This is a genomic window from Bacteroides sp. RCH18 (genome assembly GCF_058231005.1).
The window spans coordinates 3,102,509-3,119,318 of sequence record NZ_JBIPTC010000001.1; the positions used below are offsets into that span (position 1 = coordinate 3,102,509).

Consider the following 16,810-nt stretch of genomic DNA (forward strand, 5'->3'; position numbering starts at 1 on the left):
CATTGATATTGATTAAGTATATTCGTTCAGGTCTGTTCTCACAGCCTGTTTCTCTTCTTTGTGAATAGCGCTTTCACTCCATAGAAAAGGAGGCGCAGAAGCGCCCATGCGGCATAGAGTACAAAAGCAAAAATGATTATATAGAAAATAGAGGTGATCATCTCCATCATGGATCTGTGATATGTGATGATTGCATAAAGATTCACCAGATTGGCAAGCACAAAACATACAAGTAAAGTGATTATTTCTATTTTCTTCCGTCGTGCGGTCAGGACTGTATCTTTCATACTGTTTCGAGTGTTTTGGATTGATGGTTCAGATAGTCAATTTTGTATTCATCAGGAAAGTAAAGCGTTTTTTCTTCCTCCATAGCCTGGTGGCCCAACAGACAGAGCATACTAGCATAGTAGCCTTCTTCGGCAATTCTTTCCGGTTGTTTTTGTGTTATCACAGCCTCTACGAATGCTTCCAGCAACAAGGAAGTACCGTCACCTTTCGGACGTTCGCCCAAAATAAACTCTCCTGTATTCGCATTGGCAGTTTCCGGTGCCCAGCTTGTACCTGCAAAAGGCAGTGAATCAAACATTTTGTTCTCCCAGTCATTGACCAGTTGCAGGAATGCCGGTGCAGGAGCCACACTCTCAAAGTAGTATCGTCCCTTTTCCGGTTCCACCGTTCCGAGATTACCCATAATCTGCTCTTCCAGACCATAGAACTTATTGGAAATAATGGAATCGAATGTCATCTTCACGCCATCATCGAATACATATATACAACTTACATTATCATATACTTCACGTCCGTCCTTCCAGTAAGTGATGGCTCCGTGCCCCATTACCTTCTCAGGAAGTTTTTGCAATGCCCAACTACCTATCTGAAGCTGATGGCAAGCAAGTTCCGTCATTAATCCCTTCGAGAATTCCTTATAGAGACGCCAGTTTATCAGACGCTCCAGACTTGGTGAAGGAACAGAACGTCTCCAGTCGCCATTCCGGTTCCAGAAAGTATGAATTCCGTTGATTTCGCCGAACGTACCCGCATGGATCATTTCCATCGCCTTGATATAGCGCGGGTCGAACAGACGTTGCTGTCCGGTGAAGAAAACTTTTCCGGTGCTCCGATGCTTCTGATACATATGGTAACACTCTTCCATCGTATAGCCGACTGACTTTTCACAGAACACGTGCTTCCCGGCATCAAAAGCGTCCATCACTATTTTATAGTGAGCACTAAGAGGAGTTGCCACAAGGACGGCATCTATATTCTTATCTTCCAACACCTCCTTATAGTTACCGTATACTTTTGCCTTAGGGGAAAGTTTCAAAGCCTCATCAATCGAAGGCTGATAAATATCGCACAACGCTACAATATCCACCTTCGGATTTTTCACAAGGAAACTCATTAAAAATCGTCCTCTCGAACCGGGACCGATAATTGCCAGACGGCATTTTTCACTAGACGTGTTCGTCACCTCCGAAAATGCAGAAAGCCAGGGACTCGCAGCAAGAAGTGCTCCAGCCCCGGCTATTCCCATATTTTTCAGGAAATCTCGTCTACTAATAGGTGTATCTTTCATTATTTAATTTATTAAATTCTCGTATTTTATTTCAGTTTCCATATCAAGGCTAACTGATTATTCAATCCACAAAGTCCTTCGGCAACACTCCAAACTGCTTTTGAAAACATTTGGCAAAATAGGACGGAGAGTTGAATCCTACCATATAGCAGATTTCAGTTACCCGCCCTTCTCCTTCTTTCAGTAACTGGGCAGCCTTTTTCAAGCGTTCCAGGCGAAGATACTCATTCGGGCTCAAATCCAGTACTCCCTTTATCTTGCGATAGAAGTTAGAACGACTCATATTCAGACTGTCCGCTATATCATCCATGCTGAACTCCGGATTATTAAGATTAGCCAGAATTACTTCATTCAGTCTCTTGATAAAGTCTTCGTCGGCCTTGGTCAATGCCATGGTGTTGGCTGCCACAAAAGGTGACTGCGCAAAAGTCCGGCGTAGTTTTTCTCTGTTCTGAATGAGGTTAGAGGCACAAGCCTGCAAGTATTCGACAGAGAAAGGCTTCTCGATATAGGCATCTGCGCCCAGCTCCATACCTTCTATCTTAGACTGGATGTTCGTTTTCGCAGTCAACAGAATAACAGGAATATGGCTATAATTCAAGTCCGATTTAATCGTCTTACAAAGTTCAAAGCCATCCATCACAGGCATGACTACATCACTCACTACCAAATTCACATAATTGCCATCCAGCATTTTCAAGGCTTCCGCCCCATTGACTGCCGACAGTACTGCATATTCTTTCGACAACTGGCGAACAACAAAGGCACGCATATCCGAATTATCCTCCACTACCAGTACTGTAGGACGATTGTCTTTCTTTTCTCCCTGTTCCACTTCCACAGGAGTCTCACTTACAAGTTCCGGTTCCGCTTTTGTTTCCGGAGTCAAAGTGATTGTCATATCCTGAACGATAGGCAATGTCAGGCAGAAGGTATTACTATTTTCTTCTTCCCCCATAGCCAGCGTTCCCTGATGCAGTTCAGCCAATGAGCGTGAAAGAGCCAGTCCGATACCCGTTCCGGTGGTCACTTTTCCGTCTTCTCTCTCATTGAAACGGACAAAAGGCTGGAATATTTTTTCCCTCATCTCACGAGGGATAATCACTCCGTCATTCACCGTACGGATACGGAATACATTGCTTTCATCCCCCTCAGTCACCTCCAGAGATACATGTATATAATGTTCCGAATATTTCACGGCATTGTTCAGTAAGTTACTGATAATCTTGGTGAATGCCTCTTGATTGACATGAGCATAAAAATCCGTCTCGGGCAGTTGCAGGGTAAATTCCAGTCCTTTCTGTTTGGCAAGAGAAGTAAACCGCAGGTGGGTTTCTTTCAGCACCTCCGTGATGTTGCATTTAGCAAAGTTCAAACGGAATCCCTGACTTTCCGTCTTGCGGAAGTCTAGTAATTGGTTCGTCAGATTCAGCAAACGTTCCGTATTCTGCTTCATAATATTCAGATCCTCACGCGTCTCCGCATCAACCTTTTTCTTAAGAATAATATTCTCTAGCGGACCTTTAATCAAAGTCAGCGGAGTACGTATCTCGTGAGCTACATTCGTAAAGAAGTCGATCTTTGCATGATAGATCTCGCGTTCCTTTTCCTGCTCGAACTTCTCCATCTGCCTGCGATGCTTATAGTTACTTCGCTGCTTGAAATACCACACAGCATACAGGGAGCAGCCTATGATCAGCAAAACATATACGCAATAAGCCCAGATAGTAAGATAAAAAGGAGGAAGTATACGAACGATCAAAGATACTTCATTTTCGTTCCATACTCCGTCACTGTTAGAAGCTTTCACACGGAAGGTATAATTGCCATACCACAAGTTGGAATAGGATACCACAGGGCTCTCTCCAACGGGCAGCCATTCATCATCAAAGCCATCCAACTTATACATGATCCGATTCATTCGCGGAGCCTGGAAGTCCAGAGCTGCGACACGAAACGAAAAAGAATTCTGATCGGGCTGAAGAACCAGCTCGTCCAGGAAATTAATACTTTTCTTCAGCGGAGACGAAGGATCACCGGCATATACTTCTTTTCCGAACAACAGAAAGTCCGTAATCACAATGGATGGAAGAGACTTGTTTTCGGAGAAGTTTTTCGGATTGAAAGCGACAAAGCCGTCGATACTTCCCAGATAGATCGTTCCGTCTTCCGTCTCAAAGCTGGAACGATAGTTAAACTGGTCGCCCAGCAAACCGTTGGCGGTAGTATATACTTTCATCGCTCCCGTGGCAGGCTGAAAAGACACCAGCCCATTATTGGTTGTCAGCCACATAAGGCCTTCTTTATCTTCCACAATCTGATAAACAACATCATTCGGCAATCCGTTACGGGAATCATAGCTGGTAAAAGTTTCCGTTTCGGGATGAAACTTGCAGAAACCTCCGCCTTGTGTCGTTAACCAGATCTGACGATGAGAGTCCTCAAAAATACTCAAAACCTTATCATAAGGAAGACTTTTAGGATTGTTTTCATCATGCAGGTAATTAGTCCATTTCTTTTCATTCACATTATAACAATAAGCCCCATTGGCGTAGGTTGCCAGCCATAGATTGCTGCCGGAGTCTTCTTTGATGTCATATACAAACTTGCCGTTCAGTTCCGGTATCCGGTCAAAATCATCAGTATGCTTATTATAGCGCAGCAAGCCGAACAAAGTACCCAAGTAGATATCCCCTGTTGTTGTCTGGCAAATAGAGAAGACACTGTTGTCCATCAATGAACGGGGCGAATCGGTTTTCTGATATGTTTTCACAATCGCTCCCGTACGTGTATCGATAACTTTCACTCCCTTTGCAAAAGTTCCTACCCAAAGATGATCGCCAATCAGACACAATCCATGAACATTGGTGAATGCACTGCTTGGGGTGAAGAAAGAGAAGGCTTTTGTTTTCGGATCAAAACGGTTCAATCCGCCATCTTCCGTACCGATCCACAAGATTCCCTGATTGTCCTGACAGAACTCACGTACCCTTTTTCCATGCAAACCATTATCTGTCCCTTTCGGATAATACTTTTCAAAGTAGGTATAGAAACGGGGATAGTAGTTCACTCCTCCGAAATAAGAACCGATCCAGATGCCTCCTTCACGATCTTTACATAGTGAATAGACCGCATTGTCAGAGAGAGAATATGGATCATTGATTGAACTGCGCAGGTGGACATATTTACCCATCCGGAGGTTATAGATATAAATTCCGGATTCCGCCCCTATCCATAACTCATTGTCAGAAGCAACCAGCAAGTTACGGCAAAGAACCGGTTCTTCATTTTCATCAACAGAAAGCAGATCATGTAATTTGTTGGAGGTTAAGTTCAATTCCTTCGCCCCACCTCTTAAAGTTCCGATATACAGACAGTTATAGGCACCCTTCACGAGGGTAGTCACGACATCGTTTTTGAAAGTTTCCTTATTGTCGACAGGAGAGATGTAGGGTTGAAGTGTTTTCAGACGATCTTTTGAATAAAAAAGTCCATCACCATAGCAGCCTATCCAGAGTGTCCCGCTGTTATCAAAAACAAAAGACTGGACATTAGTGGAAATGAAAGGAAAGTTCTTTAGGGTAAAGTTCTGAAGTTTTCCTTGCGCCAAATCATAACAAAAGAGTCCCTGAGACTCTACCGCAATCCAGACACATCCCTGGTCATCTCCCACAATCGCTGTCACAGTGTGTTCTATCTTGGTTTCTTCCGCACTCAGTTCTTCAAAATGCCGGAACGAGTCATTCTCGGGATAATAGATATAGAGTCCCACATCCGTACCTACCCAGATGTTTCCCTCCGCATCTTCGTAAAGTGCTGTTATGAAATTGTTGCCAATGCTTCTCTGACTGCGGCCATCGTGCTTGAACTGACGGAATGACAAACCGTCATACCGGTTCAGTCCGTCCTTTGTTCCAAACCACATAAAGCCCTGTTTATCCTGCAAAATAGCGTTTACTGTATTTTGGGATAATCCATTCTGTACACTTAGGTTTTTGAAATAATAATGCTCATCCATCACTTGTGCATGACAGACGATTTGATAGCATATAAAACTTATCAGGAGTGCTAAAGCTTTCTTCATACTATTCGTATTTTCTACCTTTTTGTTTTGAGTTATCAAATGTAGGCAAAATTACTGCCTAAAGATAGAAAATATGTCTCAATGAATGAAAGAATAGTCCTATTTTTCTATTCGGATACGCGCATCCACCGCTATAACCGCCTTCTCAGTGGCCAGGAGCGGGTTTATGTCCATTTCTTTGATTTCTGTTGCAAACCGGAGCAAGGTAGACAAACGAACGATAATTTCAGCAAATTTATCCTCGTTTACTCCCTTTTGTCCACGGGTTCCCTGGATAATTTTATAGGCGCGTAAGGAGCGAATCATTGAATAAGCCTCCTCATAAGAAAGGGGGGCCAAGCCGGAAGATACATCTTTCAGGACTTCCACAAAAATGCCGCCCAAACCGCAGAGTACCACGTGCCCGAACTTTTCTTCATATTTTGCACCAATAAAAAGTTCTGTGCCTTTGAGCATAGGTTGAACCATGATCGCTTTTGCATCGGGAATCTGCATCATACGGTCAAATTCAAGTGCCAGATGCTGTTCCCCTTTAATGTTCAGTACTACGCCGCCGACATCCGATTTATGCACAGGACCTACTACTTTGGCTACTACCGGAAATCCACATCGACGGGCAAAATCCACGACTTCCTCCTTTTTATTGGAAACAAATTCATCGACCAATGAAATACCGGCTGCGTGCAGCAATGCCTGCACATAATGAGGTTCGATATATCCATTCTCCGGGATGGAATCAATGATACGACGGATTCTCGGTACATCGACTCCGAACAGTTCAATCTCAGGCACCGCCGGTTTCGGGGCGTTGACAATGCGAGACAGTGCAGTTCCCAAAGTCACTTCGTCGGAAAAGTTCACGTGTCCTTTGGCAAGGAATGCCGCCACTTCCGCTCCTGCTGTATTGATGGAGGGAAGAACAGGGAATATAGGCTTGTGACAGGTCTGCATCTTTTCATGAAGAACATCGTACATTTCAAACATGGTCACCAGTCCAGGTGTGCCGAAGATAGCCAGGATAGCATCTATATTGTCTAATTTTTCTTCGCAATAATCGATGCAGATACGCAAATGATCAGGTGTACCGGTGGCAAGGATGTCAATCGGATTTCCTACAGAAGCTCCGGGGAAGAGTTGGGCTTTCAGTTCTTCCGCCAGTTCACCTTCCAGCTTAGGGACATTCAGTCCGCCTTTGCTCAAAGCATCCGTCAGCATCACTCCCGGACCTCCGGCATGAGTAATGATGGCAAAGTTTTTCCCTTTCAGTTCGGGGAGGGTGAAGATACAACCAACGGTAGTCAGCTCTTCGCGCGAAAAGCAACGCACAATCCCAGCTTTACGGAACAGTGCCTCTACAGCCGAATCGGAACTGGCAATCGCTCCTGTATGTGAAGAAGCCGCCCGACTTCCGCTTTCCGAACTTCCTGCTTTTATCGCCGCAATCTTACAGCCTTTTCTTATTAATGAAGAGGCATGGAAGAGCAATCTGTCCGGGTTGTGAATACTTTCAATATAGAGTAGCTTGATACGGGAATCTTTCTCCGGATCAAAGTTCTCGTCCATAAATTGCAGCACATCTTCCACACCAATCTGCTTGGCATTTCCTACCGACCAGACAGAATTGAACTGCAATCCTTTTGTCACCGCACTTTCAAGAATAAAGACTGCCGTAGCACCGGAACTGGAGATCAGATCGACTCCTTTTGAGTTCAAGTTCGGAATAGGCTGGCTGAAGACGCTATGATGCCATGTATTCATCAGTCCGATGCAGTTCGGACCAATCAGTGAAGCACCGTATTTGTTGACAGTTTCCAGTATACGTTCTTCCAGCAGTGCTCCTTCGTGTGTCTCTTCACCAAATCCCGCAGAGAGTATGATAAATGCCTGCGTCTGCTTCTCGCTTGCCAGTGTCTCTACTATATCCGGACACATCACAGCCGGAACAGCCAACACAGCCAGATCGGTATCAGGCAATTCTTTTACATCTGCAAAGGCAGGAACTCCCTGCACTTCTGTCTCCTTCGGGTTCACAGCCCGGAGTTCTCCCTGATAACCTCCGTTTATCAGATTCTTCAATATAGCGCCACCCGGCTTATGTACATTATTCGAAGCCCCTACTACAACTATACTCTCGGGACAAAGCAACTGGGATGTTATCATATCATACACTGGTTTTCGTTTAAACTAGGATACAAATATATTCTTTCCTGCGAGAAAAAAGAAAGAAAAATAGGAGAATTATGGGTGGAAGTTTTTAAAAACAGATGAAAACATTTGGGTTATTCTATCATAAGCTAACTTTTTGGTCAATTCATGTTCATTCACTACGATCTTGTCATTTCCATAGCTCTATCTTGATATCAAGCGATTACTAAAAAATGTTTTTTCTTTGAATATTAAAACTGACAAAGAAAAAAACATCCTAATTTAATATAGTTGTCATTAAAATAATGAAGAACTTTACTTATATAAATACGGTTGAGGCAAATGAGTAACAAACTGAATCGTTTGCAGATTTTGGTTTAGAAGAAAAGTATCCCAAGCACATCCAAATTCTTTAAGGTAAATATTTTCCTTAATCTTATTTATTTACACAAAATTATGGACAGTGCCGCAAAAATACATATTCCTACTCAATGATATTCTTAATAACTTCTCTTCAACTGTTTAGCTACCTTTTTTATAAAAATAATTTTTCACTTCAATATACAATAAAGTTAGTTAGAGACAAGTTACCAAGCCAATTGATTATTAAATACCCTGATAGAAAATAAAATCCTATCAGGGTAAACGTCAACAAGACGATACAATACAAGTTTACAAAGCTACTCTATTAAGGTAAATTTAATGATATAATATTAGACTAATTTTCCTTCCTTCGCTCCTCTTTCTAAATCCCCAAGTGTTATTCTTTTCTTGCTTTCTTCTTTTTGTTTTAAGATTAAGCCTAATATTTTTGGAAATATCCAATCCCCTTCAGCATAGAAATATTCTTCAAAATTGAAATCTACAATATCCACGTTAAATTTCTTACTAAACAAACAGATAAATTCATAGGCATCATCTCCCTTAAGTTGCAAATCTTTAACGAGATCTGTTTCACGAGTATACTCACCATCCCAACGTTCTTCTTTAACAAAGTGAATAATTTGTCTCCAAATATTATCTTTATATATTGTCTTCATTCAAACCATTTATAATCATTATTACCAAACCAAGTACTTGGTCCAAACTTCTCTCCTAAACTAAATGATGTAGTAACAATAGTTATTCCCCAACCTAAATATGGAACAAATCTTCCAATAGCCCTACCAATTGTATTAGTACCTACTTTCTTCGCAATTTTTGTTCCAATTTTCTTTCCAAACACATTTGTGAAGCGCTGAGGAAAAGCTTTTGATAAAGTATATGAAGCTATTGAAGACCCTGGTTTTGACCCCAATGCCCCAATAGGTTTTAATGCTCGAATAGGCTGCCCTAAAAAAATCAAAGAAGGACCCACAAAATGTTTCCAATCACCACTAAGTCCCGCTACTTGCTGAATATAATCATTTTGTACAAAAGAAGTATATTCATCTATTTCATTAAGCATTGCCTTCTTTTGATATTCAAGAATATCCCATCCTCTTATTTTGTCAAGAACTGCATTCACTTCCGATAATAATGTACTTCCATCACTTAATCTCCCACCTATACCCTTATACTCCGCATAAATAAAATTATTAAGTTGATCTTTAGAAATGTTTCCTTGCATCTCGATTTCGATTTGCATCATATTAAGAAATCGTCCTATATCCTTTGTGTTATCTGTAAACCATCCTAAAGAAGACTGAGCCCACAGACCATTTGGATCTATATATCCTACCGGATTATTTATGCAGTACACATACGAATTTATTGTATAATATTTTTCCGCCATTGGATCCATCATATGCCATCTTCCCAACGAAGCATCATACATTCTCGCCCCATAATCATACCAATCCAAACCATTATCTCTGTTCAGTTCCTTGCCGTTATACTTATAAGGCTGAACATTATTAGACAATGATGAAGAAAGCAACCCTCCGAATGGATAATAATCATTCACTTCCTCCACCGTACCATTTTGAGCGACAACCACACGATTATTACCTTGATGATCCTGAATAAAGTAATGAAATTGATTATTCGAAACGGTAATGTAACCATCTTCTGTCAACACCTTTACCAACACACCATTTTCATAGATCGCATTGCCACAATAGTCTGTTATGATAGTGGCATTTCCTGTCTTATACGTAGTACGGAGTTTTGTTCCATCAGCCGCGTAGAGGTAAGAAATACTGTTACCACCTTCAAACTGCACCTTCTCCGGCAAATTTAAACAATTGTATTGAATGTCAGCTATCTTTTTATTCAAATCTTTCGTCAAATTGCCATTTGCATCGTATTCATATTCTATCTCTTTACTTGCACCATCCTTGAATTCCATACCGTTACCGAATATATGGCCCGTAGCATTGTCGTTGACAGACTCCAATTGGTTACCGTTGTAAACCAAGTTTAAGTTATCAATCAAACCATAGCTCATTGTATTGGTTTGCCCGTAGCGGAGTAAACCGAGGATGTTTCCGTTCTTGTCATAGCCCGTTACCTGTTCAGTGAAGTGGTTCGTATTATTGCTTAATAGTTCTCCTTCACCATAAACAGCATCTTTCAAGCGGGAAAAGCCGTCATATGTAAACTTATAGCCACGTAATCCGGCCTCACTTCCCGAATGCCAGGTCATACTACTGATATTGCCATTATAACAGGGGACACCTACTCCATCAACATAGTGTAACGTTTGAGAAAAGTGCTGACTTTCGATTCCAGTCAGCCAGCCACGGATATTATAGGATAAACTCTCAGACACCTTATCACCATAATTCCTGCCAGTCAGACGCCCCAATGCATCGTATACATAAGTGATTTTATCGGTAAAACGCCCGTTCCAAGTATTGACTTTCGTTAGTAACCGTGCACGATCATCGTACGTATAAACGGTTTCAAGGATATCCGTACCAATGTTATCCTGCTTTCTCAAGACATTACCCGTGAAATCATAAGCTGTATGACTATATCGCAGTCCCTTTTCAGGATAATGACAGAGCGTTTGAATGACACGGCTACGATCATCGTAGTAGATTGTCTCTGTCAACCAGTCATCTGTGCCAAGCAAACGTGTTTTCGTACTTGTGGTCAACCCCGAAGGATACAGAGTATACGGCGTATCATAGCCAACGGCTGCTACAAACGGATGGGCAGTCACATTCTCCGTTGGTTTGTAATTGTCATATACCGTATATTGCAATGGAGTGCGAGTTCCCGAAGGAAGATAATGCTCGCTTTCCCAAGCGGACAATTGCAGTTCGCCGCACGTTTGCTCTGCCGATAAAAGTATTTCACCACTTTCTATTACACGATCATGAGAATCATAGAGAAAATAGCTCCATTTTTTTGCATCAGCAGTCCGGAGTTTGCCGTCTTGGCTCAAAACCAGACGGTCACGACGGTCATAAACCATATAAATGGGAGCGCAACCCGGGAGACGTTTGGAAATCATCCGGTTCAGTTTATCATATTCATAGCTGTATGCTAAGCTATGCAGCACGGAGATATCCGTCGTGTCGGTCTCCGCCAGCTGATGGCTGGCTTCTGGAGGCAGTACATAACGGAGACAATTGCGGTCATCGTACACATAGTAGGTTGCCAAGCTATCTTCACCGTTGACAGATACAGTCAGAAGAGTCCGTTCATTGGAGTCGGTATAGGTTTTACTCCGATGCCCATCTTCGTCTGTTTCAATAATGACTTCCAGTTTCCCCGCTCCATAGAATCCTGAAGCGATCAATGAGCCGCTGGAAGAAACTTTATAGCACTTTACCTCATTTGTACTGTTCATTCCGTAAGTCACACGGACACTCTTATCACTGGTATGCCACGCCTTGCCTGGTCCCATCTTCCGGGAAACACGCATCAGTGGACTATCCTCATATTGAGTCAGATTATAAGCATATGCCTGTTCTCCCGTACCGTAGACACTCCAACGCTCCGGGGAAAACTTATCAAAGGCACCGTTGTTGCTGGTCTTTGCATACGGAAGGTATTCCTTCTCTACTTGACCCATCATATTGTAGGTATAAGAAAGTACCAGATCCGCATTACCTCCAGGACTGCCGCCTATCTGTATTTCCTGTTCTTTACGGCCAAAACCGTCGGTATAGACAATATCATTGACAATTCGTGCAGCACCGCTACCCGTTTGGCTACTCGCATCCATATAAGTCCGCTCTGCCGTATAATTACGTGTTTTCGTATAACCTGTCGCTTGCTGCCCGTTCATGAAAAGGGAAAACGACAGCAGACAGAGTATTGACAAAGTTCGTTTCATCTCTATTGTTTTCATATTCTGCATCTTGTTTTATTAGTTATTAAGCTTGTTGTACTCATACGTTTTTAAAATATTACCATATTGGTCTTCCACTTTGATAACTCGTCCGGCAGCATCGTAAGTGTAATACTCCACATTTCCGCTCTGGTCAAATCGGGCATACACCGTACCGTCAGGATTATAAGAAGTGGCCTTAAAATTTGCTCCTTCAGGAACCAATGCCATATAAGAACCTTGATTATTAACAGTTACAGAGGTTATGTCTGTATATTTGCTTAGGTCAATATCATATATTTTCAATTTAGAAGAAGAAACGCTCTCAACGGTATATGGAACCTCACTTCCTGCATGGGTGATGCTTCCTGAAGCAGTTGCATTTCCGTCCAGTATATACAATCGTAGGTTCCGGGTATCTGAATCCGGAATTAATTTCAAAGAATAGTCAAACCTGTATGATGGTTTCTCTATTTCGTATTGCTGTAAATACAAATAATCAAACAGCTCCTGTTCATTAAAGTGAATTAACGTTTCTACTATACTTAAATATTGTTTCAAGGGAGTGCACTTCGGAAAAAAAACTAGAATCCGTTCACATTCTTGTTTAAACCAATTCAACACTTCATAATCATCACATACAATACATTCATAGTAAAATTTCGCCTGATTTAAATCCGGATCACCTCTCAATATTTCCTCTACAAATTTGGCGATCAAACATTTGTTCCACGAATTTAGAAATTGAAGAGACTGGTCGTCATCCATCGCTTCTTTAAGTTCTTCTATTAGCAATGGCAAATTTGCTTGACGCGACTTCAATGCGCTTAACGCACTTTTTATTTTCTCCATAGATTGACTTTCTATCATACTTTTGTATTTATCACTCGCCGTAGCTCCTATTGCATCACATTCTAATAATAATTTCCCATAATTATCATAAGTACGGCCTTTCCGTTCTGTTCTTCCATTGGTTTCTACCCACTTCCTTGAAACCTTCTGACTAGTATATTGATAAGAAGAGTCAGTAATATAGTTACTTTCTCCATAAGTAAATAGCTGTGCATCAACGGCATTCAAAATATAAGTTTCTGGTGTATCTGGAATATAAATCAGCACCTCAACCGGAGCTATGGAACCGACCTTTGCCCCTTTGTCATCTTGATAACAATACACAGTCTCATCTATCAATTTACCATCAATAAGAGTAAGCGATTTCACAACAGGCGAAAGTAAATTGACCTCTCTCATCTTGATAAAAACAGGATCCGCACTATCCGCCATATCCATTACCCGTTTCAGAACCTTAGTACGTTCAACCCCATCCGCACCGGTACGAATAATGCGATTCGGATATACAGAAAGCGGATTATCATAACAATATCTTGTCCTACAATACAGAATAACTTCGTCACCCCTATACTCCACTTCTTCTTTTAAAGTTGTTTTCCAACCATAGTGCAAATTATAGAACTTGTCAGTGTTCGTGGGAGATAAACGCGGCTTGATGTTCCACTGATAAAATTCTTCTCCTGTGAGGTATGGAGTTCTTTGAGCATTATAAAAACGTTCTAAAGCTTCTCCATCTAAATAAAAATTAGACGGCTGCATTTGGGGAAGCTTATTTTCACCACTAGTATCTATTTCATAAATGTATTGAATCTTCTTGAGCATTTTTCCATTAGTGTCATACATCGATTTTTCAGTCAATAAACCATTCTGCCAATATGGATAGTCAAGTTCAGTTGTCGACGAAGGAGAAGTCACCCGATAACGATAGACAGTAGTACCCTTGCCTGAAACAGTCTCTGTCACACATGGATAGTAGAAGCCATTATTACCCACGTTCACTATCGGATGTCCTTCCAAGTGTATTCTGCCATACTCAATCTTATCCATACATTCTGGATAAGAAACTCTGACGACATTAGAAAAAGACTTATACACACTCACGCCTGTTTGAGGATAACCATAAGAAATAGTATCGCTTCGTTCATTCAACTTATCACTAAAAACCAATGACTTCAAACGAATTCCTCCAACCATAATATTTCTCGCATTGTTATTCTCATATCCAATCTCTATCTTTCCACCATCAGATAATACAACATCTTTCAGAGACTTTAAAACAGCATACATACCACACTCGTCGTATTCCCCCTCTTCACTTTTCGCAAGAGGATATCCCCAAAGGTCTTTCCCCGCCTCCTTCCAGGTCGGAAAATCAGACTTCTCATAATAACTGAACTTCATATTGGATGTCTTTATACCGTTTTTATCGAAGAAAGCCACTTCATTTAATCTCCCTATAAACGAAACAGACGAAAGTAGCTCCATATCTCGGTTGTACAAACTAGCAGCAGATAAGCAAGAAGAAGATAAATAGGTAAATTTCACAATATATTCAGGAAAAACAATCATGCTAGGCAAAGGAGAAAGAACCTTATAGCTGCTTCCACCCGATATTTCTTTCGTTTTTATAGTTCTAACTTCAGACAAACAGGCATTTATATAGTCTGCCGCTGCATCCAAATACATACCGGCCATATCAGCGTTAAAATTATTTATACTTCTACAATATTTAGCCAAACCTCGAAGATTTTCTTCCAATTCTGTGGATACACTAGCCATTTTCGAGATATTCGACAACACACCGACAATTCGATTATTTGTCTTTATGTATTTACTCAAAAGTGGCTGGGTATTTATTTGACTGATTTGCACATAATTCGATATTAACGAACTTGTTACTTTAAAATGCATTCCTAAAGAACACATATCTAAATAATGCCGCGCTGATTCAATTGCAGAGTTAAAATCCGATCGATACTGATCAAAATCAAATGGCTGTTCTTTCATAGGTCTATCATAGTGATAGGTCATCTTGTATGAATCATATATTCTCATAGTATTTATGTTATCTGATACTGGATTATTAGTAGACAACATTGCATCGCCATTATAGTGGAAACCAATCGCTGCCCCATTGTATGGAAGAATACAGGTAAGATGCCACGCTGAGGTATAACCGGAATCTGAAATAGCATTGGAAGTAGAAACATCCACATACTCGACATCCTTACATATTTCTCTTTGCCGATAGATATAACAGTCACCATTATTATCCGTAATAGCCCAGCCTGTGATCTCTGTGGAAGTCCCTTCGCACTCAATACGAACATCAGTCTGTCCCAACGGCAAAGCATATATCTGTTTGTTTTCATTCATGCGAATGATAAAATCCACCTTCTTCCCATTGAATACGGCAGTAAAAATATCACTCTCTCCGTCCCGTCTACGAAGCCCCACACTCCTCGCATCCTGCTCCAATGGAGTAACAGCATTTTCTGTCCATAAATAACCAAGCCCAGGTGTCTCGTCAACAAATCCACCACGCATTGTTCTAGTAACAACACCCCCAATATTAAGTGCCCAATTTTGACCTATTAAACCTTCAGGATCACTCACCTTCACTCCCTTTGCAATATAATCCAATGAAATAGGTAATTCATAATCACCTGACTTTAATTGATACAGAGGTACGGTGTAGTGGAACAATCCCGTTGCATAGTCCACCGTTACGTTCTTTCTTTCGGTTAGGTTCTGGGCTTCCGGACCAGGATTGAAATCCTGTGCCTTTCCGGATATAGTCACCAATAAAAAAAATAATAATGTATATAGTTTTTCTTTCATAATCATTTGTGTTTAATATAAATATGCATAGTTTAGTTTTTCCGTTTGCCGGATCGCTAATCGATACCGGCAAACGGATAGTAGCTGTCTTACAAACTCATCGCATTAGCCCCCAACACGCCTGCTACAGCCGACGCCACCGCGATAACCACCTTCAGGATCATATCCCATACTGATTTCTTCATTGCCATAATTTACCTCCTTTCTCGTTCTTTAAATAGTTTAGTTTACTCTGTGTCCCTACCGTATTTTCCTCCGGAGAAAGCGTACGATTCCCCTGCGTGGCGGAACAATGCACCACGATCAAATTGATAGTTCTCATGTTAATTGATAATTCTCTGTTTAGTTGATTGTCTTATTAAAGTCCTAGTCTTTAACCAATTATCATTAGTTAGTCTTTTGCTGGTTATCCTTAGTTAGCTCTAGTTTGTTTCTTGTTTCTTTATTTTTCTGTTTTACAGTTCAGTCGTTAGTCATATATTTCTTCCCGCGAAGGAAGGAACAAATTATACTGTCGGGTCCGGTGCTTCTCCATCATCTCCGCCATCGCTGCCACCACCAGGTTTGTCATTCGGATCATCAACCGATCCGCCGTCACCAGGCGCGGAGACCAGCTTGTCATAGCGGGCACACTTGGCACCCGTCACCATAGAACGGGTAGCGGTGGTACGGTCCAGATTCTTCGTCGTGGTAGGCTGGAAGCGGACGGTAAGCGTAGCCTGTGCAGCACTCACCTCGTCGGCAGTCTCAACACCCCGGCCACGGGCACTCATCACCATGCGGAATGTTCCCAAACCATCCACACTGACGCTTTCGGACGATTGAAGATGCTGCGCCATCACCGTCACCAGATTGTCAAGCGTATTTTTCACATCACCCGGAGAAAGGGAAGAATAAGCGGCAATCTCTTTGGAAAGCTGTGCGGAATTGATATTTCCTGTACGAACTACATGGGGATAAAACAGTTTCTTCCCACTTTTCTTATCTTCCAGATTAGACTGGAAAGGTTTATATAATACTGGCATAATTGTAATAGTTTTTAGTTATT

The 16,810-nt window shown here is 41.5% G+C and carries 10 protein-coding genes; all 10 read right to left on the bottom strand.

The window, feature by feature from the left end; translation table 11 throughout:
• Positions 1-38: 38 nt before the first annotated feature.
• The 10 genes from ACHLI0_RS12370 to ACHLI0_RS12415 all read right to left on the bottom strand — a co-directional run bounded on the left by ACHLI0_RS12370 (position 39) and on the right by ACHLI0_RS12415 (position 16,787).
• Positions 39-287 (bottom strand): hypothetical protein, encoded by a 249-nt coding sequence (locus ACHLI0_RS12370; RefSeq protein ID WP_008761859.1) that lies wholly within the window; start codon positions 285-287, stop codon positions 39-41.
• Positions 284-1,576 (bottom strand): Gfo/Idh/MocA family protein, encoded by a 1,293-nt coding sequence (locus ACHLI0_RS12375; protein ID WP_490749278.1) that lies wholly within the window; start codon positions 1,574-1,576, stop codon positions 284-286. Before ACHLI0_RS12375 ends, ACHLI0_RS12370 begins: the two co-directional genes overlap by 4 nt.
• A gap of 61 nt (positions 1,577-1,637) precedes the next feature.
• Positions 1,638-5,660 carry a hybrid sensor histidine kinase/response regulator transcription factor gene (locus ACHLI0_RS12380; RefSeq protein ID WP_490749279.1) on the bottom strand — a complete coding sequence of 1,341 codons (4,023 nt, stop codon included), beginning with the start codon at positions 5,658-5,660 and terminating at the stop codon, positions 1,638-1,640.
• Positions 5,661-5,759: 99 nt separating this feature from the next.
• A complete protein-coding gene (locus tag ACHLI0_RS12385) occupies positions 5,760-7,820 on the bottom strand; it encodes an acetate--CoA ligase family protein (protein WP_490749280.1) in 2,061 nt (686 codons plus the stop codon).
• Positions 7,821-8,518: 698 nt separating this feature from the next.
• On the bottom strand, positions 8,519-8,845 hold the full coding sequence (locus tag ACHLI0_RS12390; protein ID WP_055298923.1) for a DUF1493 family protein: 327 nt from the start codon (positions 8,843-8,845) through the stop codon (positions 8,519-8,521).
• Positions 8,842-12,090 carry an RHS repeat domain-containing protein gene (locus tag ACHLI0_RS12395; RefSeq protein WP_490749281.1) on the bottom strand — a complete coding sequence of 1,083 codons (3,249 nt, stop codon included), beginning with the start codon at positions 12,088-12,090 and terminating at the stop codon, positions 8,842-8,844. The genes ACHLI0_RS12390 and ACHLI0_RS12395 overlap by 4 nt, the downstream gene beginning before the upstream one ends.
• An 18-nt stretch (positions 12,091-12,108) precedes the next feature.
• Positions 12,109-15,762, bottom strand: coding sequence for a hypothetical protein (locus ACHLI0_RS12400; protein WP_490749282.1), 3,654 nt, complete (start codon positions 15,760-15,762; stop codon positions 12,109-12,111).
• A gap of 89 nt (positions 15,763-15,851) precedes the next feature.
• Complete coding sequence (locus tag ACHLI0_RS12405) at positions 15,852-15,947, bottom strand: smalltalk protein (protein ID WP_008767215.1); 96 nt, start codon at positions 15,945-15,947, stop codon at positions 15,852-15,854.
• The gene (locus tag ACHLI0_RS12410; RefSeq protein WP_234119066.1) at positions 15,944-16,084 is read right to left on the bottom strand and encodes a hypothetical protein; all 141 of its coding nucleotides are present in this window, start codon (positions 16,082-16,084) and stop codon (positions 15,944-15,946) included. Before ACHLI0_RS12410 ends, ACHLI0_RS12405 begins: the two co-directional genes overlap by 4 nt.
• Before the next feature lie 184 nt (positions 16,085-16,268).
• The gene (locus ACHLI0_RS12415) at positions 16,269-16,787 is read right to left on the bottom strand and encodes an HU family DNA-binding protein (RefSeq protein ID WP_008767216.1); all 519 of its coding nucleotides are present in this window, start codon (positions 16,785-16,787) and stop codon (positions 16,269-16,271) included.
• Positions 16,788-16,810 lie beyond the last annotated feature (23 nt).

Bases quoted from the DNA above. Each gene is read 5' to 3' on its own strand.
- ACHLI0_RS12370 (WP_008761859.1), bottom strand. From the start codon at position 287: ATGAAAGATACAGTCCTGACCGCACGACGGAAGAAAATAGAAATAATC.
- ACHLI0_RS12410 (WP_234119066.1), bottom strand. From the start codon at position 16,084: ATGAGAACTATCAATTTGATCGTGGTGCATTGTTCCGCCACGCAGGGG.
- ACHLI0_RS12405 (WP_008767215.1), bottom strand. From the start codon at position 15,947: ATGAAGAAATCAGTATGGGATATGATCCTGAAGGTGGTTATCGCGGTG.
- ACHLI0_RS12415 (WP_008767216.1), bottom strand. From the start codon at position 16,787: ATGCCAGTATTATATAAACCTTTCCAGTCTAATCTGGAAGATAAGAAA.
- ACHLI0_RS12395 (WP_490749281.1), bottom strand. From the start codon at position 12,090: ATGAAAACAATAGAGATGAAACGAACTTTGTCAATACTCTGTCTGCTG.
- ACHLI0_RS12375 (WP_490749278.1), bottom strand. From the start codon at position 1,576: ATGAAAGATACACCTATTAGTAGACGAGATTTCCTGAAAAATATGGGA.
- ACHLI0_RS12400 (WP_490749282.1), bottom strand. From the start codon at position 15,762: ATGAAAGAAAAACTATATACATTATTATTTTTTTTATTGGTGACTATA.
- ACHLI0_RS12385 (WP_490749280.1), bottom strand. From the start codon at position 7,820: ATGATAACATCCCAGTTGCTTTGTCCCGAGAGTATAGTTGTAGTAGGG.
- ACHLI0_RS12380 (WP_490749279.1), bottom strand. From the start codon at position 5,660: ATGAAGAAAGCTTTAGCACTCCTGATAAGTTTTATATGCTATCAAATC.
- ACHLI0_RS12390 (WP_055298923.1), bottom strand. From the start codon at position 8,845: ATGAAGACAATATATAAAGATAATATTTGGAGACAAATTATTCACTTT.